The following is a 24,602-nucleotide window of genomic DNA, read 5'->3' as shown; positions in this document are numbered from 1 at the left end:
GGCCTCGAATTTCAGTGACGGAAGCCAGATTCATGAAGATGCAGCCCCCCGCGCCTGACGCGTGCAGTACCCTCCATCCCCACACACCGATTGCCTTGCCGTATGCGCGCGCCGGCGGCGTTACCTTGGCCATGTGCGCCGCCGCCATGCGCGCCGGCGCCGTGCGTAGCGTGCATGCGGCCACGCCGTGGCCCGCCCTGCGTCCGGTCCCGGCATGACGGCCGGCTTGCGCCCGCCCTTGTCTTTGCAGGGCAAGCGGGGGCTGGTGGTGGGCATCGCCAATGCGCAAAGCATCGCCTGGGGCTGTGCCAGCGCGCTGCGCGCGGCCGGCGCGGAATTGGCCGTGACCTGGCTCAATGACAAGGCCAGAGCGCACGTGGAGCCGCTGGCGCAGCACGTGCAGGCGACCATCATGGCACCGCTCGACGTGGCCGTGCCGGGGCAATTGGAGGCGCTGTTCGCGCAGATCGAACGTCAGTGGGGGCGCATCGACTTCGTCGTCCATTCCATCGCCTACGCGCCGAAACACGATTTGCATGGCCGCGTGACGGACAGCTCGGCCGACGGCTTTGCGCAGGCGATGGATGTCTCCTGCCACTCCTTCATGCGCATGGCGAAACTGGCCGAACCGCTGATGCCGGACGGCGGCAGCTTGATGACCATGAGTTATCTGGGCGCCGAGGAAGTCATCGCCGATTATGGCCTGATGGGGCCCGTGAAGGCGGCGCTGGAAGCGTCCGTGCGTTACCTTGCCGCCGAACTGGGGCCGCAAGGCATCAGAGTCAACGCCATTTCGCCTGGACCACTGGAAACGCGGGCCGCTTCCGGCATCGCCCATTTCGACCGCCTGATGGCCGACGCCATCGAACGTTCGCCCATGCGCCGCCTGGCCACCATCGAGGACGTGGGCGCGCTGTGCGCCTTCCTCGCCGGCGACGGCGCGCGCGCCATCACGGGCGGCACCCTGTACGTCGATGGCGGCTACAACATTCTGAATTGACTGGAAGATGATGACCATGGCTGTTTTTACCTTGCCACACCGCGCCATGCTGGCCGCACTGGCCACCACGCTGGCCCTGGCCGGCTGCGCCTCGATGGCGCCGCCGTATGCGCCGCCGCCGCTGCCCGTGGCGGCGCAGTATCCGGAAACCGATCCGGCCGGCGCGCACGCGCCCGATGTCGCCTGGCAAAGCTACTTTGCCGACCCGCGCCTGCAGGCGCTCATTGCGCAGGCGCTGGCCGGCAACCGCGACATCCGCATCGCCGCCTTGCGCGTGGAAGAGGCGCGCGCCGCGTATGGCATCCAGCGCGCGGAGCAATTCCCCACCATCGCGCTGGGCGCCTCGGGCAGCCGCGCACGCGTGCCAGACGACTTGAGTCCGACGGGCCGCGCCATGACGAGCGCGCAATACCAGGCGGGCTTGAACGTGAGCGCCTGGGAACTCGATTTCTGGGGCAGGGTGCGCAGCCTGAAAGACAGCGCGCTGCAAACCCTGCTGGCCAGCGACGAGGCGCGCCGCGCCGTCGGCGTGGCCCTCGTGGCGCAGGTGGCCAATGGCTACCTGGGCTTGCGCGAACTCGATGAGCGCGTGGAACTGGCGCGCGCCACCGTCGACAGCCGCGCCGAATCGCTGCGCATCTTCACGCGCCGTTTTGAAGTCGGGTCGATTTCCAAGCTGGACCTGACGCAGGTGGAAACCCTGCTCAGCCAAGCCCTCTCGCTGTCGGCCCAGCTGGAACAGGCGCGCGCCGTGCAGGCGCACGCGCTGGCCCAGCTGGTGGGCGGCCCCGTCGACCTGACGCCGGTGGCTGCTGAGGTGCGCCGCTTCGACGACGCCAGCGTGCTGCAGCCGCTGCATGCGGGCCTGCCATCGGCCTTGCTCACGCAGCGTCCCGACCTGATCGCGGCCGAACACCAGCTGCGCGCCGCGCAAGCCAATATCGGCGCCGCGCGCGCCGCCTTCTTCCCGACGATTTCGCTGACGGCCGCCTACGGCACGGCCAGCGCGGAATTGAACGGTCTGTTCGACTCGGGCAGCGGCGCCTGGAATGTCGCGCCGCGCCTGGTGCTGCCGATTTTCGATGCGGGCCGTTTGCGCGCCAATATGGACCTGGCCGAGGTGCGCCGCGACGTGGCCGTGGCCAATTATGAAAAGAGCGTGCAGGGCGCGTTCCGCGAAGTGGCCGACGCGCTGTCGAACCGGCGCTGGCTGGCGCTGCAGGTCGACATCGGCAAGACGACGTTGGCCGCGCAGAGCGAACGGGCGCGCCTGGCCAAGCTGCGCTACGACAATGGCGCCGCGCCCTACCTGGAAGTGCTCGACGCGCAGCGCGACTTGCTGACGGTCGAGCAGCAACTGGTGCAGACGCGCCGCGCGCTGCTCTCGAGCCAGGTCAGCCTGTATGCGGCCCTGGGCGGCGGCGCGCCCGTCGCCTCCGCCGCCGCTTCCACCCACTAATTTGATCGCCCCGATACCATGAATGCTCAACTGAAGAAAAAACTCATCCCCGCGGCGCTGGTCGTGGCCGTTCTCGTGCTGGGCTATGTGGCCTGGCAAAAAATGCGTCCCACCGGTCCTGGCGAAGGGTTTGTCAGCGGCAATGGCCGCATCGAGGCGACGGAAATCGACGTCGCCACCAAGCTGGCCGGCCGGGTCAAGGAGATCCTCGTGCGCGAGGGCGACTTCGTCAAGGCGGGCCAGCCGCTGGCCACCATGCAGGTGGACTCGCTGTCGGCCCAGCGCGACGAGGCGCGCGCGCGCCAGCAGCAGGCATCCGATGCGGTGGTCGGCGCGCAGGCGCAGGTGGCGGTGCGCGAGAGCGACAAGGCGGCCGCGCTGGCCATGGTGGCGCAGCGCGAAAGCGAACTCGATGCGGCGCGCCGCCGCCTGGCCCGCTCCGAAACCCTGTCGAAAGAAGGCGCTTCCTCGGTGCAGGAACTCGACGACGACCGCGCCCGCGTGCGCAGCGTGGCCGCCGCCCTGAATGCGGCCAGGGCGCAAGTGACGGCGGCGCAGGCGGCTATCGACGCGGCCAAGGCGCAGGTGGTCGGTTCTCGTTCCGCCGTCGTGGCGGCCGAGGCGACGACGGCGCGCATCGATGCCGACCTGGCCGATGGCCAGCTGGCGGCGCCGCGCGACGGCCGCGTGCAATACCTGGTGGCGCAGCAGGGCGAAGTGCTGGCCGGCGGCGGCAAGGTGCTCAACCTGGTCGACCTGTCCGACGTCTACATGACCTTCTTCCTGCCCGAGACGGCGGCCGGCAAGGTGGCGCTGGGCGGCGAAGTGCGCATCATCCTCGACGCGGCGCCCCAGTACGTGATTCCCGCGACGATCTCGTTCGTCGCCGCCAGCGCGCAGTTCACGCCGAAGACCGTGGAAACGGCCAGCGAACGCCAGAAGCTGATGTTCCGCGTGAAAGCGCAGATCAGCCGCGAGCTGCTGCAAAAGCACCTGGCCCTCGTCAAAGTGGGCTTGCCCGGCGTGGCCTGGGTGCGTCTCGATGCGAAGCAGGCCTGGCCCGCTGAACTGACGGCGAAGGTTCCGCAGTGACTGTGGCTTCCACTTCCCCTGTCGTCAGCATCCGCGGCGTCAGCCAGCATTACGGCAAGACGGTGGCGCTGGACGGCATCGACCTCGATGTGCCGGCCGGCCGCATGGTGGGCTTGATCGGGCCCGATGGCGTGGGCAAATCGAGTTTGCTGTCGCTGGTGGCGGGCGCGCGCGCCGTGCAGCAGGGCAGCGTGATGGCGCTGGGCGGCGACATGCGCGACGCGCGCCACCGCGACGACGTCTGCCCGCGCATCGCTTACATGCCGCAAGGCCTGGGCAAGAATCTGTATCCGACCCTGTCGGTCGAGGAAAACCTGCAGTTTTTCGCGCGCCTGTTCGGCCACGACGCGGCCGAGCGCCGCCGCCGCATCGACCAGCTGACCCGCAGCACGGGCTTGCAGCCTTTCCTCGCGCGCCCCGCCGGCAAACTGTCGGGCGGCATGAAGCAGAAGCTGGGCCTGTGCTGCGCGCTGATCCACGATCCCGACCTGCTGATTCTCGACGAGCCGACCACCGGCGTCGATCCGCTGGCGCGCGCCCAGTTCTGGGACCTGATCGCCGGCATCCGCGTGCAGCGCCCGCAAATGAGCGTGATGGTGGCCACGGCCTACATGGACGAGGCGCAGCGCTTCGATTGGCTCGTGGCCATGGATGACGGCAAGGTGCTCGATACGGGTACGCCGGCCGAACTGCTGGCGCGCACGGACAGCGGCAATCTGGAAGCGGCCTTCATCAAGCTGCTGCCGGAAGCGAAGCGCGCGGGCCACCAGCCCGTCGTCATCACCCCGCTGGACGCCGCCAGCGCGCAGGACGTCGCCATCGAGGCGCAAGACCTGACCATGCGCTTCGGCGATTTTACGGCCGTCGACCATGTGAATTTCCGCATCGGCCGCGGCGAAATCTTCGGCTTCCTGGGCTCGAACGGCTGCGGCAAGTCGACCACCATGAAGATGCTCACGGGCTTGCTGCCGGCGACCGAGGGCAAGGCCTGGCTGTTCGGCAAGCAGGTCGATTCCAGCGATATCGACACGCGCCGCCGGGTCGGCTACATGTCGCAGGCGTTCTCGCTGTACAGCGAACTGACGGTGCGCCAGAACCTGGTGCTGCACGCGCGCCTGTTCCACGTGCCGGAGGGCGAGATACCTGCGCGCATCGACGAGATGGCGCAGCGCTTCGACCTGCGCGCGGTGATGGACGACTTGCCCGACAGCCTGCCGCTGGGCATACGCCAGCGCCTGTCCTTGGCCGTGGCCATGGTGCACAAGCCGGAAATGCTGATCCTCGACGAACCGACGTCCGGCGTCGACCCGATTGCGCGCGACAATTTCTGGCGCCTGATGATCGAGCTGGCGCGGCGCGACCACGTCACCATTTTCATTTCCACCCACTTCATGAACGAGGCCGAGCGCTGCGACCGCATCTCGCTGATGCATGCGGGGAAAGTGCTGGTCAGCGATGCGCCGGCCGAACTGGTGCGCAAGAAGGGCGCGCCTTCGCTGGAAGCGGCTTTCATCGCCTACCTGGAAGAGGCGGGCGGCGGCACGGCGCCGGCGGCGCAGGAAAGCGAGGCGCCCGCGCGGCAGGAAGCGGCCGCGCCGCAGCCTCAGGAACAGCACCGGCGCAGCCGCTTCAGCCTGGGCCGCATGCTCAGCTACATGTGGCGCGAAACGCTGGAATTGCGCCGCGATCCCGTGCGCCTGACCCTGGCGCTGGGCGGCTCCGTGCTGCTGCTGTTCGTCATCGGCTTCGGCATCAGCCTCGACGTCGAAGACTTGAGTTACGCGGTGCTCGACCACGACCAGACGACCCTGAGCCAGAACTACACGAACAACCTGGCCGGCTCGCGCTATTTCATCGAGCGAGCGCCGTTGCGCGACTATGCCGATATCGACAAGCGCATGCGCAGCGGAGAACTGTCGCTGGCCATCGAGATCCCGCCCGGCTTCGCGCGCGACGTGCAGCGCGGCGCGCCGGCGCAGGTGGGCGCATGGATCGACGGCGCCATGCCGATGCGCGCGGAAACCGTGCAAGGCTACGTACAGGGCATGCACCAGCTGTGGCTGGCCGACCAGGCCTTGCACCGCTATGGCATTACGATGAGCAACCCCGTCGCCATCCAGACGCGCTACCGCTACAACCCGGACGTAAAAAGCCTGCCGGCCATGGTGCCGGCCGTGATTCCCTTGCTGCTGCTGATGCTGCCGGCCATGCTGGCGGCGCTGTCCGTCGTGCGCGAAAAGGAACTCGGTTCCATCATCAACCTGTACGTGACGCCCGTCACGCGCCTGGAATTCTTGCTCGGCAAGCAGGTGCCCTACGTCGTGCTGGCCATGTTCAACTTCCTTCTCATGGCGCTGCTGGCCGTCACCGCCTTTGGCGTGCCGGTCAAGGGCAGCTTGCCGACCCTGATCGGCGCCACCTTCATCTTCAATATCTGCGCCACCGGCATCGGCCTGTTCGCCTCGACCTTTACGCGCAGCCAGATCGCGGCCCTGTTCGTGACCATGATCGGCACCATGATCCCGGCCATCCAGTTTTCCGGTCTGCTCAATCCCGTCTCGTCGATGGAAGGCGTGGGCAAGGCCATCGGCCTGATGTACCCGGCCACGCACATGCTCAACATCAGCCGGGGCGTGTTCAACAAGGCGCTGGGATTGGGCGACCTGCACGCCTCGTTCTGGCCCCTGATCGTGGCGATCCCCGTGATCCTCGGCGTGACCGTGGCGCTGCTGAAGAAGCAGGAGAGCTGATATGCGCCACCTTGAAAACATCTACCGCCTGGGCGTGAAGGAAATCTGGAGCCTGATCCGCGATCCGATGATGCTGATCCTGATCCTCTACACGTTCACGTTAGCCATCTACGTGGCCGCCACGGCCAAGCCGGAAACCCTGCACATGGCGTCGATCGCCATCGTCGACGAGGATGGCTCGCCGCTGTCCGGGCGCATCGCCTCGGCCTTCTTCCCGCCCCAGTTCACGCCGCCGGCCATGATCAACCAGAGCCAGGTCGACGCGGGCCTCGACGCGGGCCAGTACACCTTCGTGCTGACGATCCCGCCCAAGCTGCAGGCCGACGTGCTGGGCGGACGCCAGGCGGAACTGCAGCTGAACGTGGATGCCACGCGCATGAGCCAGGCCTTCAGCGGCAGCGGCTACATCCAGCAGATCGTCGCTGGCGAGATATCGGAATTCGCCAAGCGCTACCGGGGCGCAACCGTCTCGCCCGTGGAGCTGGTGATGCGCGCGCGCTTCAACCCGTCGCTGAGCCAGGCATGGTTTGGCTCGCTGATGGAGCTCATCAACCAGGTGACGATGCTGTCGATCATTTTGACGGGCGCGGCGCTGATACGCGAGCGCGAACACGGCACTATCGAGCATTTGCTGGTGATGCCCGTGACGCCTGCCGAAATCATGCTGGGCAAGGTCTGGTCCATGGGTCTCGTGGTGCTGCTGGCCGCCGCCCTGTCGCTGAACCTGGTGGTGCGCGGCATGCTGCACGTGCCGATCGAAGGCTCGATCGCGCTGTTCCTGTGCGGCGCGGCCCTGCACCTGTTTGCCACCACCTCGATGGGCATTTTTCTGGCCACCGTGGCGCGCAGCATGCCGCAGTTCGGCATGCTCTTGATCCTCGTGCTGCTGCCGCTGCAGATGCTCTCGGGCGGCAGCACGCCGCGCGAAAGCATGCCGCAACTGGTGCAGAACATCATGCTGATCGCCCCGACCACGCATTTCGTCGAATTGAGCCAGGCGATCCTGTACCGGGGCGCCGGCATCGACGTGGTGTGGAAACCGTTCCTGGCCCTGCTGGCCATCGGCACGGCCCTGTTCACGTTTGCCCTTGCCCGTTTTCGCAAGACCATCAGCCAGATGGCGTAGCTCCCGCGCCGGAATGGTCCGGCGTTTTTTGCATGAAAAGGATAGCCATGAAAACCGAAGCTGCACCATTTTTCTCCACCGGCGGCTTGCCGTCGCTGGGCGTGCTGGGCGACTATGCGCGCGATTCGTGGCAGCGCATCGTGCTGTACGCGGACGTGATGCGCCGGCGCGGCAACCAGTACCAGGAACACATGGCCGAGGAAGTGCCGAACGTGCTCGATTTCCCCGCCGAACTGGTGATGTCGGGCCTGGAGCTGGCGCGCCCCGTCAACTATGGCCTGGCGCGCATCCTGACGCCCGATGCGCCCGAGCCTGATTCATCGAAGCGGCCCTTCGTCGTCGTCGACCCGCGCGCCGGCCACGGTCCCGGCATCGGCGGCTTCAAGGCCGAGAGCGAGATCGGCGTGGCCCTGCGCGCCGGCCATCCGTGCTACTTCATCGGCTTCCTGCCCGATCCCGTGCCGGGGCAGACGGTGGAAGACGTGATGCACGCCGAAGCGGCCTTCCTGGAAAAAGTCATCGCCCTGCATCCGTTCAGCGAGGGGAAACCCGTCGTCATCGGCAATTGCCAGGCGGGCTGGCAAATCCTCATGACGGCGGCCATGCGCCCGGAACTGTTCGGCCCCATTATCGTGGCCGGCGCCCCCGTCTCGTACTGGGCCGGTTGGCATGGCCGCAATCCGATGCGCTACGCGGGCGGCCTGATGGGCGGCAGCTGGGCCACGGCGCTGGCGGGCGACCTGGGCAACGGCCGTTTCGACGGCGCCAGCCTGGTGCAGAATTTCGAGAAGCTCAACCCGGCCAACACCCTGTGGAGCAAGCAGTACAAGCTGTACGCGAACATCGATACGGAAGCGCCCCGTTACCTGGAATTTGAAAAATACTGGGGCGGCCACGTCTTCCTCAACGACGTCGAGATGCAGTACATCGTCGACAATCTGTTCATCGGCAACCGCCTGGCCACGGCCGAATTGATCACCTCCGACGGCGTGCGCCTGGACTTGCGCAATATCCGTTCGCCCATCGTCGTGTTCTGCTCGAACGGCGACAACATCACGCCGCCGCCGCAGGCGCTGGGCTGGATCACGGACCTGTACCGCGACGACAAGGACGTGCTGATGCACGACCAGACCATCGTCTACGCCGTGCATGACAGCATCGGCCATCTGGGCATTTTCGTGTCGGCCAAGGTGGGGCACAAGGAACACCAGAAATTCGCCAGCAATATCGACCTGATCAACCTGCTGCCGGCCGGTATCTACGAAGCGCGGATCGTCGACAAGACGCCCGATACGCCGAATGCGGACCTGGCCAGCGGCGATTATGTGCTGCAGGTCGAGCACCGCGGCATCGAGGACGTGCGCGCCATCGTGCAGCCGAGCGTGGAAAACGACCGCAAGTTCGCCGCCGCCGCGCGCGTGTCCGAGGTCAACCTGGCCCTGTACCGCACGTTCGCGCAGCCGTGGGTGCGCGCCATGGTCACGCCGCAGACGGCGCGCTTCCTGCAGCTGGCACACCCGCTGCGCGTGTCGTACGAGCGCTGGACCGATCACAATCCGCTGGCCAGGCTGGTGGCCAGGGAGGCGGAAAAAGTGCGCGCCCAGCGCCAGCCGGTAGCGCCCGACAACCCGCTGCTGGCCATGCAGGAAGCTGTCTCCGGCGCCATCACGGCCGGCTTGAACGGCTGGCGCGACTGGCGCGATACTGTGCAGGAAACCACCTTCGACCTGGTGTACGGCTCGCCCCTGGTGCAGGCGCTGACGGGGCAGGCCATCGGCGATGCTGCGCCGCCGCGCCCCCATCCCGGCATCTCGCCCGAGCATTGCGAATACGTGCGCTGCGAAACGCGCAAGATGGACGAGGACATGCAGCGGGGCGGCCTGGTGGAAGCGGCCGTGCGCGCGCTGTTCTACATCTACCGCTTCCGCATGATCGCCGACGAGCGCAGGGTCAACCTGGCCCTCAAACTGATCAAGCCGCAATACCGGCAGGAGGTCGGCATGGAGGAATTCCGCGGCATCGTGCGCCAGCAGGCGCGCCTGATGCTACATGATTTCGATGCCGCCATCGCCGCCTTGCCGGCCTTGCTGTCGCGCGCCGATCCGGACGACATCGGCGCGCTGGCCGAGTGGCTGCAGCAAGTGCTGCAAGTGCCCGAGGCGCCGACACCGGACGAGGAGGCGAGCCTGCAGCAGATGCTGGGTGTCTTCGACCGCGCGGTCAAGGCACAGGCATCGGTTGTGCGCGCATCCAAGACTGAACCGAAAGCCAAACCGGCCAAACACATTACCCCTGCATAGAAGACCACGATGATTACTACCCAAGACGATGATTTGAATATCGTACGCAACCGCACCTTCGACCAGATCGCCATCGGCGACACGGCCAGCATCACGCGCACCCTGAGCACGGACGATATCGCCCTGTTCGCGGTGATGTCGGGCGATGACAACCCGCAGCACCTCGATACGGAATTTGCCGCCGCCACCCGCTACCAGGGCGTGATCGCGCACGGCATGTGGGGCGCGTCGCTCATATCCGCCGTGCTGGGCACGCGCCTGCCCGGCGCCGGCACCGTCTACACGGGCCAGACCCTGCGCTTTTTGCAACCCGTGCGCGTGGGCGATACCTTGGCCATCAGCGTCACCGTCACGGCGCGCGAGCCGCGCAGCCGCCACGTGACCCTGGCTTGCCGCTGCGTCAACCAGCATGGCGCCGTGGTGCTTGACGGCGAGGCGCAGGTGATCGCGCCGGCCGAGCAGATCGAACGGGCGCGCGCCACCTTGCCCGAAGTGCGCCTGCATAACGGCGACGGCACGCGGCGCCTGCTGGAGCATGCGCGCACGCTGGGGCCGATCCGGGTCGCCGTGATCCATCCCTGCGATGAATTGAGCCTGTCGGGCGCGCTGGACGCGCATGCGGCCGGCCTGATCACGCCCGTGCTGGTGGCGCCGCGCGCGCGCCTGGAAGCGGTGGCGGCCGAAGCGGGCCTGAGCCTGGCCGGCATCGCCATCGAAGACGTCGAGCATAGCCATGCGGCCGCCGCGCGCGGCGCCGAACTGGCGGGCAAGGGCGAAGTGGAGGCGCTGATGAAGGGCAGCCTGCACACGGATGAACTGATGTCGGCCGTGCTGTCGGCCAGCGCCGGCCTGCGCACCAAGCGCCGCATCAGCCACTGCTTCCTGATGCAGACGCCCGCGTATCCGCGCCCCTTCATCATCACCGACGCGGCCATCAATATCGCGCCCAACCTGGCCATGAAGGCCGACATCGTGCGCAACGCCATCGACCTGGCGCACGTGATCGGCGTGGCCTGCCCGCGCGTGGCCATCCTGGCCGCCGTGGAAACGGTGAACGCGGACATGCCGGCGACTTTGGACGCCGCCGCCCTGTGCAAGATGGCCGACCGTGGCCAGATCACGGGCGCGATCCTCGACGGCCCTCTGGCTTTTGACAACGCCGTGTCGATCGCCGCCGCCACCGTCAAGGGCATCGTCTCCGAGGTGGCGGGCCGCGCCGATATCCTGCTGGTGCCCGACCTGGAAAGCGGCAATATGCTGGCCAAGCAGCTCGAATACATGGGCGACGCGGACAGCGCCGGCATCGTGCTGGGCGCGAAAATCCCCGTCATCCTCACCAGCCGCGCCGACTCGCGCGCCAGCCGCATCGCCTCGTGCGCCATCGCCGTGATGCTGGCCAACCATTACCGGAGCACGCCGCCATGAACGCAGCAGTCCAACATGCCGATGGCACCCTGATCCTCGTGCTCAATTGCGGTTCGTCGAGCATCAAGTTCGCCCTGTTCGAGCAGACGGGCGGCGTGCTGCCGCAGCAGGCGCAATGGAGCGGCAAGGTCGAAGGCATCGGCCGCGAAAACGCCACCTACCGCGCCGGCGGCCTGCCGGCCGTCGCCCTGCGGCTCGATCCGCAGCAGCCGCATCACGCGGCGCTCGAATACATCCGCGCACAAGTGGTGGCGCAGCTGGACGGGCGTCCGCTGCGCGCCGTGGCGCACCGCGTGGTGCATGGCGGTAGCAAGTATTTCGCCCCCGTGCGCATCGATTTTTCCGTGCTGGCCGACCTGAAAAGTTATGTGCCGCTCGCGCCCCTGCACCAGCCTTTCGCGCTGGAAGCCATCGAGGTGCTGCTCGAATCGCGGCCCGACATCGCCCAGGTGGCGTGCTTCGACACGGCCTTCCACCACACGGTGCCGCAGGTCGAGCAGATGCTGGCTCTGCCTTACGACGCGTGGGAGCGGGGCTTGCGCCGCTATGGCTTCCACGGCCTGTCGTACGAATACCAGTCGCTGGTGCTGGAGCAGCGCTTCGGCGCTGCCGCGTGCGGCAAGGTCATCGTGGCCCACCTGGGCAGCGGCGCCAGCCTGTGCGCCATGGAGAATTTGCACAGCGTGGCCACCACCATGGGCTTTTCGGCGCTCGATGGCCTGATGATGGGCACGCGCTGCGGTTCGCTCGATCCGGGCGCCGTGATCTATCTGATGGAGATCGAAAAACTGTCGCTGGAAAAAGTGGCGCATGTGCTGTACCACGAGTCGGGCTTGCTGGGCGTATCGGGCGTGTCGGCCGACCCGCCGGTCTTGCTGGCGCAGCAGGACCGGCAGGATGCCACGGGCGAGCGCATCCGCGCCGCGCTGGCTTTATATATCCGCCGCATCGTGCGCGAGATCGGCGCCCTGACGGCCGTGCTCGGTGGGTTGGACATGCTGGTGTTTACGGCCGGTATCGGCGAACACAGCGCCGAGCTGCGCCAGCGCATCTGCGACGAGCTGGGGTTTATCGGCCCCGTGCTCGACGGGGAGGCCAATGCGCGCAACGCCAGCCGTATCTCCACCGATGCCAGCCGCATCGTCGTGGGCGTGGAGCCGGCCAACGAGGAATGGGTGGCTGCCCGCCACGCGGCGCTGGCAGTGGACGCATGAGGATATGAGATCTGCATCGCACCCAATGGGAAATTTGCTGATTTACACATATTTTCCGTTGAGTGCGCTAACGCACTGTGTGGTTTGCCAAATATCTTTACTATGAAGTCATGCCATTGCGCTACATCAAGAAACAGCGCGATGCCTGGCAAATTTTGAGCATTTTGCCCGCCTTTAGTAAGAATAAAATTAAACCATATTGAAAGGTCTCATCATGAACAAATTACTCGCCACCCTGATCGCTACCCTGTTTGCCACCGCTGCCATCGCGCAAACGGCGCCAACTACCCCAGCCGTTGCCAGCGCCCAGGCGTCTGCGCAGCATGACATCAACAAGGCCGCCAACAAGGAAGCCAAAGTCGATGCCAAGGCTGACGCCAACGTCGCCAAGGCCGAAATGAAGGCCGACGAAAAGAAAGCCGACGCCCAGCACAAGGCCAATAAAACCAAGGCCAAGGCCCACGACAAAGTGGTCGACGCCGATCCGGAAGACAAGATGAAGGCGCAAGCCAAGGCTGACAAAGCTGCCGCCAAGGCCGATGCGAAAGCGCACAAGGCCAGCGTGAATGCGGACGCCAAAGTGGCCAAGGAAAAAGTGGAAGCGAACCAGGATAAAGCCATCGCCGCCACCAAGACGGAAGAAGTCAAGGCCAAGGCCGACGCTGAAGTCAAGGCCGCCGCCGCCAAGTAATGCATCGTTTGCGGGCTTCGGCCTGCAAGCCCAAAAGACAGCTTCGGCTGTCTTTTTTTTGTCCGCCACTTTTCCCTGGCGTCGCTTGCCAGTCTTGATCTCGCACAAATGCTCCTCTTTTCGCCGTGCCATAGTGAATTGGCACATAGACGAAGGAGACATCATGAGCACCGCTAAAACGAAAAAATCGCCGGCCACCAGTTCGGCCGAAGACATGCCTGCCATGCCGGTCGAGGGCGATGTGCAGGCCGATGCCCGGGCGGCGGATGCCATGCCGGGGCCGCGCCTGGGCGTGTCGTACGCGGACCAGGCGGCGCTTACCCAGGGCGCGGCGGCCGCGAGTGCCGGTGACATGCCGGGCGGCGGCATGCAGCAGCCATCGCAGGGCATGGCGGGCGCCAGTTGCATGCAGGTGGGCGTTGGCGGTGGCATGGGAGGCGATGGTGGCGGCATGGGCGGTGATGGAGGGCAGGGCGGCGGGCAGGGGGGCGGCACCCCGCAGAAGCGCACCTGCGCCACGATGGACGTGCATCGCCGCCTGCTGACCGAAGATCCGTCGTACGCGAACGTGCGCGCCGATATTGAAAACCTGGCGGGGCTCTACGAGGGCGACGCCAGCATTGCCGGGCGTTCCGGCGTGACGCAGATACCGGTGGTCGTGCACGTGGTGTGGAATACGGCCGAGCAGAATATCTCGGATGCGCAGATCGCCAGCCAGATCGATGTGCTGAACCGCGATTTCCGCCGCGTCAATCCCGATGTCAACAGCACGCCGGCGCCGTTCCTGCCGCTGACGGCCGATGCGCGCGTGGAGTTCGCGCTGGCCACGACCGATCCGCATGGCGCGGCCACCAGCGGCATCGAGCGGCGCCAGACGACGGTGGCCTCGTTTGGCGCGGACGATGCCGTCAAATCGCAGGCGACGGGCGGCATGGATGCCTGGCCGGCCGACAGCTACCTGAATATCTGGGTCTGCCAGCTCGGTGGCGGCTTGCTCGGTTACGCGCAGTTTCCCGGCGGCCCGGCCGCCACCGATGGCGTGGTGATCCTGCAATCGGCCTTCGGTACGACGGGCACGGCGGCGCCGCCGTTCCACCTGGGGCGCACGGCCACGCATGAAATCGGCCACTGGCTGAACCTGAACCATATCTGGGGCGACGACGGCACCGGGTGCGCGGGCACGGACAACGTGGCCGATACGCCGAACCAGGGCGGGCCGAACACGGGCCAGCCTTCGTTTCCCCAGGTGTCGTGCAGTAACGGGCCGAATGGCGACATGTTCATGAACTACATGGATTACGTCGACGATCCCGCCATGTTCATGTTCACGGCGGGCCAGGTGGCGCGCATGCAGGCTTGCCTCGATGGCCCGCGCGCCAGCATCGGTACGGGGGGCGCAGGCGCAGGCGCCACGCCGCGCCAGAGTTCCTCGCCCGTCGTGGCCTGGGGCGCGAACCGGCTCGATGTCTTCGTCGTTGGCACGGACCGCGCCCTGTACCACAAGGCCTGGAATGGCACGGCCTGGGCGCCGTCCGTCACCGGCTATGAAGGGCAGGGCGGCATCTGTACCAGTGCGCCGCAAGTGGTGTCGTGGGGGCCGAACCGGCTCGACGTGTTCGTTACGGGCACCGACAGCGGCTTGTTCCACAAATGGTGGAACGGCACGGCCTGGGGACCGTCGCTGACCGGCTATGAAGCGATGGGCGGCCTGTGCGTGGGCGACCCGCGCGCCGTCGCCTGGGGCCCGAACCGCCTCGACGTGTTTGTCGTCGGCACGGACCGCGGCCTGTATCACAAGTGGTGGAACGGGGCCGCCTGGGGGCCGTCGCTGACCGGTTACGAAGCCATGGGCGGCATTTGCCTGGGCCAGCCGGAAGTCGTGGCCTGGGGGCCGAACCGCCTCGATGTCTTCGTCGTCGGCACGGACCGTGCCCTGTACCACAAGTGGTGGAACGGCTCGGCCTGGGGACCGTCGCTGACGGGCTATGAACGCCTGGGCGGCATCTGTACCTCGTCGCCGAAGGCCGTGGCGTGGGGGGCGGACCGTCTCGACGTCTTCGTCACGGGCACCGATGGCGCGCTGTACCATAAATGGTGGGATGGCGCGAAATGGGGACCGTCCATCGACGGCTTCGAGCGCCTGGGCGGTATCTGCGTGGGCGAGGTGGAAGCCGTGTCGTGGGCGCCGGACCGGCTCGACCTGTTCGTCATCGGCACGGACAGCGCCCTGTATCACAAGGCCTGGAATGGCACGGCCTGGTCGCCTTCCCTGACGGGTTTTGACAACCTGGGCGGCGTGTGTACTTCGCGTCCGCGCGCCACCGCCTGGGCGCCGGACCGCCTCGACGTGTTTGTCACGGGCACGAATGGCGCGCTGTTCCACAAGGCGTGGAACGGCACGGCCTGGTCGCCCTCCGTGAGCGGCTATGAAAACCTGGGCGGCGTGGTATCGTGCTTCTGAGGGAGGGATCGCCATGCACGGCATGACAACGGCACTGCCCAGCGGCAGCTGGACGCACTCGTTCGAGGAGGATGCGGACGGTATCGAGGTGTACCGGCCCACGGCCACGTTCGCCTTTCCTCCCAGCCGCAAGGGGCGAAAGGTGCTCGAGTTTGGCGCGCCCGCCGGCGCCATGGCGCAAGGGGCGGCGACCTTGACGCCGATGGCGCCCGGCCCGGACGACCGGCCCCGCGCCGGCCCCGTGACCCGGCTCGTGCCCCTGGGCATGGGCCGCTATGCGCTCGATGATGGCGCCGGCGCGCAAGACGTGATCGATATCGTCGAAGCGGCGCCCGACGTGCTGCGCCTGGCGCGGCGCTAAGGCTGGCCGCGCAGCTTGTGCGCAAGCGCCGTGCGGTTGCCCACGTCCAGCTTCTGATATATCGCGTGCAGCTGGTTGCGTACGGTGGCCGGCGACTTGCCCAGTTCCCTGGCGATGCTTTTGTAGGGCAAGCCTTCGGCCGCCATGGCCGCCACCAGCCGCTCGGCCGGGGTCAAACGCTGCATGGCGACCTGCCTGAAACGTTGTTTGTCATCGCTGTTCTCCTGTCCGTGGGTGGCATGTCTGCAGGGATAACGGGGAAGCGCGGTATATCTGCAAAACTATCTGCAAAACTATCTTTCCCGCTGCGATAGGCGAAAAAAAAGACAGGCGAACCTGTCTTTTCGTATGGCGCGATGCCGGTCAGCCGATGGCTGCCATCGAGACAGGCTTCAGCTTGGCGGCCAGCGCCTTGCCCTTCTTCGCGCGCTTGCCGAAGTGCTCGGCCAGGGCCGTGGCGCCCAGCGACGCATCCTGCGGTTTCGACGCCCGGCCGATGCCCGAGACGACCACGCCGCGCTGGGTGATCGGCTGCACGGCCAGCAGCTTGTCCTTGGCATCGAGGTCGATCAGCTTGACACCGGTGCCGCCCTTGGACAGGGTTTTCATTTCATCGAGGCCGAACACCAGCAGGCGCGCGCCTTCCGTCAAACAGGCCAGGGCGCTGGCCGCCTCGGCGATGACCTTCGGTTCGAGCGGCACGTCGCCGTCATCGAGGGTGATGAAGGCCTTGCCGCCTTTCAGGCGGCTCGTCATGTCGCCCGCCTTGGCGATGAAGCCGTAGCCGGCGCTCGACGCCAGCAGCAGGTTGGTGGCGCCATTGCCCGCAAAGTAGTGCAAGATGCGCACGGCGTTGCCCGGGGTGCCGCCGCTCAGGTCGCACAAGGTCGTGATCGGCACACCGTCGCCGCGCGCGTTGGGCAGCGCCGAGACGGGAACCGAGTAAATCTTGCCGTTGTTGCCAAAGCCCAGCAGGGTGTCGACCGTGCGGCACTCGAAGGCGCCATGCAGGCTGTCGCCCGCCTTGAACGTGAACTGCGCCGCATCGTGGCCGATGCCGGTACGCGCGCGCACCCAGCCTTTTTCCGAGATGATGACGGTGACCGGTTCATCGACGACCTTCTGTTCGGCCACGGCTTTTTGCGCTTCCTCGATCAGGGTGCGGCGCGCGTCGCCGAACTGCTTGGCGTCCGCTTCGATTTCGCGGATGATGGCGCGCTTCATCGAGCCCGGGTTGTCGAGCAGGTCCTGCAGCGATTTTTCTTCCTTGCGCAGTTCGGCCAGTTCCTGCTGGATCTTGATCGTTTCCAGGCGCGCCAGCTGGCGCAAACGGATTTCCAGGATATCGTCGGCCTGGCGCTCGGACAGCTTGAACGCGTCGATCAGGGCCGCCTTCGGTTCATCCGAATTGCGGATGATCTGGATCACCTTGTCGATATTGAGCAGGATCGCTTCGCGCCCTTCCAGGATATGGATGCGGTCCTTGACCTTGCCCAGTTTGTAGCCGGTGCGGCGCGTGACGGTCTCGAAGCGGAAATCGATCCATTCGCGCAGGATGTCGCCCAGGCCTTTCTGGCGCGGGCGGCCGTCGCCGCCGATCATCACCAGGTTGATCGAGGTCGACGATTCCAGCGAGGTATGCGCCAGCAGCATCAGCATGAATTCCGTCTGGTCCTGGTTCTTCGACTTCGGCTCGAACACGAGGCGCACGGGGGCGGCGCGGCCCGATTCGTCGCGGATGGTGTCGAGCGAATTGAGGATCAGCGCTTTCAGGGCCACCTGGTCCGGCGACAGCGCCTTCTTGCCCAGTTTGATCTTCGGATTTGTCAGTTCCTCGATTTCTTCCAGCACCTTTTGCGAGGAAGTACCGGGTGGCAGTTCCGTCACGACGGCTTGCCACTGGCCGCGCGCCAGCTCTTCGATCTTCCAGCGCGCGCGCACCTTCATGCTGCCGCGGCCGCTCGCGTACATGTCCTGGATTTGCGATGGCGGAGTGATGATCTGGCCGCCGCCGGGGAAGTCGGGGCCGGGAATGATGGCCATCAGCTCGGCGTGCGTCATCTTCGGATCGCGGATCATGGCGACGGCCGCTTTCGCCACTTCCGCCAGATTGTGCGACGGGATTTCCGTCGCCAGGCCCACGGCGATCCCGGAGGCGCCGTTCAGCAGCACCATCGGCAGGCGCGCCGGCAGCAGCTTCGGTTCTTCCGTCGAACCGTCGTAGTTGGGTTGGAAGTCCACCGTGCCCATGCCGATTTCATCCATCAGCAGCTTGGCGATCGGCGTCAGACGCGCTTCCGTGTAACGCATGGCCGCGGCGCCGTCGCCATCGCGCGAGCCGAAGTTGCCCTGGCCATCGATCAGCGGGTAGCGCAGCGAGAAATCCTGCGCCATGCGCACCAGCGCGTCGTACACGGACTGGTCGCCGTGCGGATGCAATTTGCCGAGCACGTCGCCGACAACGGCCGCCGATTTTCGGGGCTTGGCCGTGGAATTCAAGCCCAGCTCATTCATCGCATACAGGATGCGGCGCTGCACGGGCTTCTGGCCGTCGCACACGTCGGGCAGGGCGCGGCCCTTGACGACGGAGATGGCGTAATCGAGATAGGCGCGCTCGGCAAAGGTGGACAGGGTCAGCGCTTCGCCGTCGAATACCGGTTCATCCGGCTCGATCGGCTCAGGCTGGGCATCGTCAAATAAATTGGTTTGTGTGGACATGGCGCTTGTTTCGGTGTTAAGTGGTTGCGGTTGAATTCGTGGGGCTGATTATGACAGCCGGGATTTGGAAAAGGACTTGCCGTACGTCAGATACATATAGCGCAAGGTCAGATACAGCACGGCCAGGGCCAGCTCGACGCTATTGTGCATCATCGGCATGGCGCGGATGGCCGGGGCCTGGCCGGCCAGCACGACGCTGGCGAGGGACGGCACCAGCACCACCGGCCAGATCGTCCTCCATTTGAAATCGGTGGGGGAAAACAGCAAGCCGGCGCATGACCAGGCATACAGCGCGGCGCCGACGAGGGCGGCCGGCAGCTGCTGCACATACAGCAAGGACAGCAAGCCCGCGCAGCCGATCAGCCATGCGGCGCGCAGGCGGGGCAAAAGCGCCTCCGGCCAGCCGCAATCGCCATACAGGCCGGTGGCGCTGCGCAGGGCCAGCGCAGCCAGGCAAAACATCAGCGGCATGGCGTCGCCGATGGCCAGCGCCGACTGGCCCTTGCCGCTCATGAACATGGCCGCGAACAGCGACATGCCCAGAACCAGGAGCAGCAGCATGCCATGCAGCAGCTGGCGGCTCATCGCATACGCGAGCAGGGCCGACGCGCACAAGCCGGCCGCGGTGACGAGGCGCACGGTCTCGCTGCGTTCGGGCAGGAACAGCATCAGCGTCAGCAGCAGATAGGGCGCGATCCAGCCCAGCTGCCGCAAGCCGGGCCGCTGCCACAGCACGGGCAGGCGGTCCTGCAGCGCTTCCTGCAGCGAATCCAGGCGCGCGAACAGGGGCGCCGGCCAGCGCAAGGCATGCATGGCAAACAGGGCAAAGGCCAGCGCCTGGAAGCCCAGCAGGCTGGCATAGGCCGCCGTGTCGCCGAGCTTGAAGCCGGCCGCATCGAGCACGCCCGCGAGCATGAAGTGCAGCACGAAGCCCAGGCCGCCCGACGCGAGCGCCGTCTGCTTGAAGTAGCGTTTGGCATGGACGGCGTGTTCCCACCGTTCGAACAGGTCAGTATCGAGTTTGTAAGCGAGCATCTCGCCGTGCTGCCAGCGTATCGCGTGCAGCAGTGCGCGCAGCTGCAGCGTGAATTTTTGGTCGAACAGCTGGCGCGCGTAGGCCGATGGCGGCTGCTGCGACATGATGCAGTCCAGGCCCGGGTAGCTGTCGCGGTTGTCGCTGAAATGGGCGAACGAGCGGTCGGCCCGGTAGCGCTGCACGGCAGCGCGCACCAGATCCTCATGGCTGCGCGCCAGGTAGGAAAAATCGCGGTCCCAGCCCAGCTGCTCGAACAGGGCCTGGCGTAGCGCCAGGTCATAGCCGGCGCTGGCGCAATAGCGCAGCGCGCACAGCTCGAATTCCTCGCGTACGTCAAGGTTCAGCATGGCGTCGTCCTGCAGCATGCGGGCCAGCGCGTCGCCCGCATCCGCATGCCGCATCCATGCCAGGCAGCCTTGCCACAGATTGGCCGCTTCCTGCGCCGGATCGGTGGCGACCACGCCCCATTGTTCCGGCGGCGGTGCGGGCTCCCGGGCTATGACGCCCCACAGTTCCGCAGGCGGCTCCTGCGCTTCCTGCGCGGGTTCGTCGATGACGCCCCACAGCTCGGCCGTTTCCATGGGCGGCGCTTCTGGCGCTTTGGCTTCGACCTCGGCTTCGGCCGCTTGCGTTTCCGGCAATTCCTCGGCAAACAGGTGCGCATGGCGCAGCGCGTATTCATACGCGTCGCGCAGCTCCTGGAAGGCGGCAGGATCGTCTTCGGGCCGCGTCACCTTCAGGCGCTTCGCGTACGCGCGCTTGAGGGCGCGCTCGTCACCGGTCGGTTCCGTGCCCAGGATGGCCCACAGGCCGCGCTGGCCCTTGTGCATGCCGCCGTCCATTTACAGGAAGCTCTCGCTCTCGACCTGGCGCAGCACCTCGTCGAGCGCCTGGCGCGCCTTGCGGATGGTGGCCGGGTCCTGCGTTTCCAGCGCGGCCTGGAAATTGGCCGTGTGCGCGGCCAGGTACTGGCGCACGTCGCCCAGCGACTGTTCGTACAGCCGGTCGGCGCGCGTGACCAGAGTGCGGTTTTCCAGCTGCTCGCGCGGGTGGATCTTCAGGTCGGCCAGTTCCGCAAAGCGCTGCTCGATCTGTTCCGGCGTCATCACGCCCGCGTTGTCGCTGATGATCATCTTGTGGCGTTCCTGCGTGGCCAGCACCGTCACTTCCGCTTCCAGCACGCCGCTGACGTCGTAGGTGAAGCGCACGTCGATGCCGATCTCGCCCGCTTTTTTCGCGGGTATCGGGAAGCTGATCTTGCCGAGGAAGACGTTGTCGGCCACCAGGCGCGACTCGCCCTGGAAGATCGCCACGTTGATTTCCTTCTGGTTGTCGTGGATGGTGGTGATGTTTTCCGTGCGCGAGACGGGCACCACGGAGTTGCGCTCGATGATGGGCAGGTAATGGCCGCCTTCATACTGGTTCGCGCCGACCTGGCGCGAAATGGAAATGCCCAGCGAGTATGGCGCCACGTCCGTCATGACCACTTCGTCGAGTGCCGCGTCGCGCATCTTGAGGCCCGCCTGCACGGCGGCGCCCAGCGCCACGGCTTCGTCCGGGTCCAGGTGGATGGCGGGGAAGCGGCCGAACATGCGCGAGACGAGCTTGCGCACCAGCGGCATGCGCGTGGCGCCGCCGGCCAGCACCACTTCATTCAATTCCGCGGCGCGGATGGTGGCGTCGCGCAGCGCCCGTTCCACTGGCAGGCGCAAACGGGCCAGCAGCGGTTCGCACAGCTGCGCCAGCTTGTCTTCGCTGATCTCCCAGCTGTATTCCTTGTCCTGGTAGCGCGTAGCCATGCGCACGGACGGCTGGTCCGACAGCAATCGCTTGACGCGCTCGGCTTCGTCGCGCAGCAACTGCTGCTGGCGCGGGTCGAGCAGGCGGCTGCCGACGGCGGCGCGCAGGCCGCTGCCTTCCAGGAAAGCGTCGACCAGCACGGTGACGAAGTCTTCGCCGCCCAAAAAATTGTCGCCCGCCGAGGCGCGCACTTCCATCACGCCTTCGAACAGTTCCAGGATCGACACGTCGAACGTGCCGCCGCCCAGGTCGAAGACGAGAAATTTGCTTTCCTGTTCCTTGTCGCGGATGCCGTAGGCCAGCGCGGCGGCCGTCGGCTCGTTGAGCAGACGTTCCACGCGCAGGCCCGCCAGCTGGCCGGCGATGCGCGTGGCCTTGCGCTGCGCGTCGCTGAAATACGCGGGCACGGTGATGATGGCTTCCTCGACCTTGTGGCCGAGGAAGGCTTCGGCATCTTCCTTCAGCGCGCGCAGCACCATCGACGACAGTTCTTCCGGACGGAATTGCTGCGTGCCGAGAGTGATCTTCTTTTCGCTGCCCATGTAGCGCTTGAAGACGGCCGCCGTCAACTGCGGGTGCGTCTGCAGGCGCTCGCGCGCGGCGCGCCCCACGAGCACGGTGCCGTCGTCATCGATGCTCACGCACGATGGCGTCAGGTGTTCACCGAGCGCATTCGGGATGATGGAAGCCTTGCCGTCGCGCCAGATGGCGACCAGGCTGTTGGTGGTGCCCAGGTCGATGCCGATGATCATCAGATATCCGCCTCCGCCTCATTGCCGTGTTCCTCGATCCAGGCGCGGCGTCCTGCCGCTTCGCCCTTGCCCATCAACATATTGAAGCGCAAGGCCGAAGCCATGTGATCGACTTCACCGAGCGTGACGGGCAGCAAACGGCGCGTGTCCGGATTCATCGTCGTTTCCCACAGCTGCTCGGCGTTCATCTCGCCCAGGCCCTTGAAGCGCGAGATCGACCAGGCGCCCTGTTTCACGCCTTCCTTGCGCAGCTTGTCTTCGATGGCCACCAGTTCGCCGTCGTCGAGCGCATAGATTTTCTGGATCGGCTTCTTGCCGCGCGCGGGCGCGTCGACCCGGTACAAAGGCGGGCGGGCGATGCAGATGTGGCCCTTGTTGATCAGGGCGGGGAAGTGCTTGAAGAACAAGGTCAGCAGCAGTACCTGGATGTGCGAGCCGTCCACGTCCGCATCGGACAGGATGCAGATCTTGCCGTAGCGCAGGCCCGACAGGTCGGGTGTATCGCCCACGTTGTGCGGATCGACGCCGATGGCCACCGCGATATCGTGGATCTCGTTATTGGCGAACAGGCGGTCGCGGTCCGTCTCCCACGAGTTCAGCACCTTGCCGCGCAGGGGCAGGATCGCCTGGAACTCCTTGTCGCGGCCCATCTTGGCCGAACCGCCCGCCGAGTCGCCCTCGACGAGGAACAGTTCATTGCGCGCGATGTCCGACGATTCGCAGTCGGTCAGCTTGCCGGGCAGGACGGCGACGCCCGAGGATTTTTTCTTTTCCACTTTTTGCAGCGAGCGCTGGCGCGACTGCGCCTGCTTGATCACGAGTTCGGCCAGCTTCTTGCCATAGTCGACGTGCTGGTTCAGCCACAGTTCCAGCGGCGGCTTGGTGAAGGTCGACACGAGGCGCACGGCGTCGCGCGAGTTCAGGCGTTCCTTGATCTGGCCCTGGAATTGCGGGTCCAGCACCTTGGCCGACAGCACGAACGAGGCGCGCGCAAATACGTCTTCCGGCAGCAGCTTCACGCCTTTCGGCAGCAGCGAGTGCATTTCGACGAAGTTTTTCACGGCGCCGAACAGGCCGTCGCGCAAGCCCGATTCGTGCGTGCCGCCATTCGAGGTGGGGATCAGGTTGACATACGATTCGCGCACAATGGCGCCTTCTTCCGTCCAGGCCACCACCCACGCCGCGCCTTCGCCTTCGGCAAAGCCTTCCGAGTCCGGGCCCGCATACTGCGCGCCTTCGAACAGGGGAATCAGGGTTTCGCCATTCGATACCTGCGCCAGCGTTTCGGTCAGGTAGCCGCGCAAGCCTTCCGCGTACTGCCACGTTTGCGTGTCGCCCGTTTTCGCGTTGGTCAGGGTGACGGTGACGCCCGGCAGCAGCACGGCTTTCGAGCGCAGCAGGCGCTGCAGCTCCGTTTGCGAGATGTTCGGCGAATCAAAATATTTTGCATCGGGCCAGGCCGTGACGCGCGTGCCGGACTTCTTGCCATCGCGCGGGGCGGGGCGGGAATTCAATGGCTCGATCACGTCGCCATTCGCAAACACCATGTGATGCAGGCCGTTGCCGTCGCTTTCCTTGCGCCAGACAGTGATTTCCAGGCGCGTCGACAGCGCATTGGTGACGGATACGCCGACGCCGTGCAGACCGCCCGAGAACGCGTAGGCGCCGCCCGAACCCTTGTCGAACTTGCCGCCCGCGTGCAGCCGGGTAAACACGATTTCCACCGTCGGCACGCCTTCTTCCGGGTGCAGGCCGACGGGAATGCCGCGGCCATTGTCTTCGACGGTGATGCTGCCATCCGTGTTTTGCGTGACGGCGATATGCGTGCAATGACCGCCCAGCGCCTCGTCGGAGGCATTGTCGATCACTTCCTGAATGATGTGCAGCGGATTTTCAGTGCGGGTGTACATCCCCGGGCGCTGCTTGACGGGTTCCAGTCCTTTCAGGACACGGATGGATGATTCGCTGTAGTCGGATGCTGGTTTTTTAGTGGCCATACGTGTTCAAGCTAAGTAAAGACAGTGGTTGGAACGCCAGGCCAGGGCACTGCGGGCGCAATGACAGCGGCGGCGATAACTGTATGAATATACAGTATATCCCGTCCAGCGTCACTGGGGGAGGGCAGTGCGGCAGGCAAGGCGTCCTTGTGCGGACGCTCGCGCATTCTATCTTGTCCCGCGAGCAATAGCGCTACTCCAGGGCAACAACAGTGCGCCTCAGGCGTGGTTTTGCGCCAATTCTGATGGATTTTATGCGGCAAAGCCGCCGTTTTTACATCTTGTTTACAGCTGCCTCCCCAGTCTTTACGAATTTTTTAGACCCTTTTGGCTAATCTGCTCATTATCAAAACAAACCTGAATGAGGGTGGGAATGGATCTCGTGTATCTCGGCTTGATTGCCGTGTTTTTCGTCCTGGC

17 protein-coding genes are annotated in these 24,602 nt (G+C 65.8%); 12 read left to right on the top strand and 5 right to left on the bottom strand.

The genetic code is table 11. The features are described from left to right. Positions 1 to 32: 32 nt before the first annotated feature. The 12 genes from IGS55_RS25825 to IGS55_RS25770 all read left to right on the top strand — a co-directional run bounded on the left by IGS55_RS25825 (position 33) and on the right by IGS55_RS25770 (position 15,879). Positions 33 to 218 (top strand): hypothetical protein, encoded by a 186-nt coding sequence (locus IGS55_RS25825; RefSeq protein WP_230518825.1) that lies wholly within the window; start codon positions 33 to 35, stop codon positions 216 to 218. Next, entirely contained in the window at positions 215 to 1,000 is a 786-nt protein-coding gene (fabI, locus tag IGS55_RS25820) for an enoyl-ACP reductase FabI (protein WP_230518892.1), read from the top strand. The genes IGS55_RS25825 and fabI overlap by 4 nt, the downstream gene beginning before the upstream one ends. A 10-nt stretch (positions 1,001 to 1,010) precedes the next feature. Beyond that, positions 1,011 to 2,459: an efflux transporter outer membrane subunit gene (locus tag IGS55_RS25815; RefSeq protein WP_230518893.1), complete on the top strand. Its 1,449-nt coding sequence runs from the start codon at positions 1,011 to 1,013 to the stop codon at positions 2,457 to 2,459. Positions 2,460 to 2,477: 18 nt separating this feature from the next. Beyond that, on the top strand, positions 2,478 to 3,551 hold the full coding sequence (locus tag IGS55_RS25810) for an HlyD family secretion protein (protein WP_230518826.1): 1,074 nt from the start codon (positions 2,478 to 2,480) through the stop codon (positions 3,549 to 3,551). Between the two features lie 2 nt (positions 3,552 to 3,553). Beyond that, positions 3,554 to 6,301, top strand: coding sequence for a ribosome-associated ATPase/putative transporter RbbA (gene rbbA / locus IGS55_RS25805; protein ID WP_329958160.1), 2,748 nt, complete (start codon positions 3,554 to 3,556; stop codon positions 6,299 to 6,301). A 1-nt stretch (position 6,302) separates the two neighbouring features. Further along, complete coding sequence (locus IGS55_RS25800) at positions 6,303 to 7,427, top strand: ABC transporter permease (RefSeq protein ID WP_058048258.1); 1,125 nt, start codon at positions 6,303 to 6,305, stop codon at positions 7,425 to 7,427. Between the two features lie 47 nt (positions 7,428 to 7,474). Next, a complete protein-coding gene (locus IGS55_RS25795) occupies positions 7,475 to 9,727 on the top strand; it encodes a DUF3141 domain-containing protein (RefSeq protein ID WP_230518828.1) in 2,253 nt (750 codons plus the stop codon). A 9-nt stretch (positions 9,728 to 9,736) separates the two neighbouring features. Further along, positions 9,737 to 11,152, top strand: a complete 1,416-nt coding sequence (locus tag IGS55_RS25790; RefSeq protein WP_230518829.1) for a bifunctional enoyl-CoA hydratase/phosphate acetyltransferase — start codon at positions 9,737 to 9,739, stop codon at positions 11,150 to 11,152. Continuing rightward, positions 11,149 to 12,366 (top strand): acetate/propionate family kinase, encoded by a 1,218-nt coding sequence (locus IGS55_RS25785; protein WP_230518830.1) that lies wholly within the window; start codon positions 11,149 to 11,151, stop codon positions 12,364 to 12,366. The genes IGS55_RS25790 and IGS55_RS25785 overlap by 4 nt, the downstream gene beginning before the upstream one ends. A gap of 214 nt (positions 12,367 to 12,580) precedes the next feature. Continuing rightward, on the top strand, positions 12,581 to 13,057 hold the full coding sequence (locus tag IGS55_RS25780) for a hypothetical protein (protein ID WP_230518831.1): 477 nt from the start codon (positions 12,581 to 12,583) through the stop codon (positions 13,055 to 13,057). A gap of 163 nt (positions 13,058 to 13,220) precedes the next feature. Then, on the top strand, positions 13,221 to 15,518 hold the full coding sequence (locus IGS55_RS25775; RefSeq protein WP_230518832.1) for a M43 family zinc metalloprotease: 2,298 nt from the start codon (positions 13,221 to 13,223) through the stop codon (positions 15,516 to 15,518). A gap of 13 nt (positions 15,519 to 15,531) precedes the next feature. Further along, positions 15,532 to 15,879, top strand: coding sequence for a hypothetical protein (locus IGS55_RS25770; RefSeq protein ID WP_230518833.1), 348 nt, complete (start codon positions 15,532 to 15,534; stop codon positions 15,877 to 15,879). On the opposite strand, the gene IGS55_RS25765 is transcribed toward IGS55_RS25770, so the two are convergent. The 5 genes from IGS55_RS25765 to IGS55_RS25745 all read right to left on the bottom strand — a co-directional run bounded on the left by IGS55_RS25765 (position 15,876) and on the right by IGS55_RS25745 (position 24,182). Beyond that, positions 15,876 to 16,064: a helix-turn-helix domain-containing protein gene (locus tag IGS55_RS25765; RefSeq protein WP_034746472.1), complete on the bottom strand. Its 189-nt coding sequence runs from the start codon at positions 16,062 to 16,064 to the stop codon at positions 15,876 to 15,878. The two genes, IGS55_RS25770 and IGS55_RS25765, sit on opposite strands and share 4 nt — an antisense overlap. 178 nt (positions 16,065 to 16,242) lie before the next feature. Further along, entirely contained in the window at positions 16,243 to 18,597 is a 2,355-nt protein-coding gene (gene parC / locus IGS55_RS25760) for a DNA topoisomerase IV subunit A (protein ID WP_230518834.1), read from the bottom strand. A gap of 48 nt (positions 18,598 to 18,645) precedes the next feature. Then, positions 18,646 to 20,463, bottom strand: a complete 1,818-nt coding sequence (locus IGS55_RS25755) for a J domain-containing protein (RefSeq protein WP_230518835.1) — start codon at positions 20,461 to 20,463, stop codon at positions 18,646 to 18,648. A gap of 12 nt (positions 20,464 to 20,475) precedes the next feature. Then, a complete protein-coding gene (locus IGS55_RS25750) occupies positions 20,476 to 22,185 on the bottom strand; it encodes a molecular chaperone HscC (RefSeq protein ID WP_329958161.1) in 1,710 nt (569 codons plus the stop codon). Next, positions 22,185 to 24,182 carry a DNA topoisomerase IV subunit B gene (locus IGS55_RS25745; RefSeq protein ID WP_230518836.1) on the bottom strand — a complete coding sequence of 666 codons (1,998 nt, stop codon included), beginning with the start codon at positions 24,180 to 24,182 and terminating at the stop codon, positions 22,185 to 22,187. The genes IGS55_RS25750 and IGS55_RS25745 overlap by 1 nt, the downstream gene beginning before the upstream one ends. Between the last annotated feature and the right edge of the window lie 420 nt (positions 24,183 to 24,602).

Origin of the sequence: Janthinobacterium sp. EB271-G4-3-2, from assembly GCF_020858035.1 — a bacterium.
GTDB lineage: Bacteria > Pseudomonadota > Gammaproteobacteria > Burkholderiales > Burkholderiaceae_D > Janthinobacterium > Janthinobacterium aestuarii.
The sequence above is the reverse complement of the archived record's forward strand: the minus strand, read 5'-3'. Positions and strand labels throughout refer to the sequence as shown.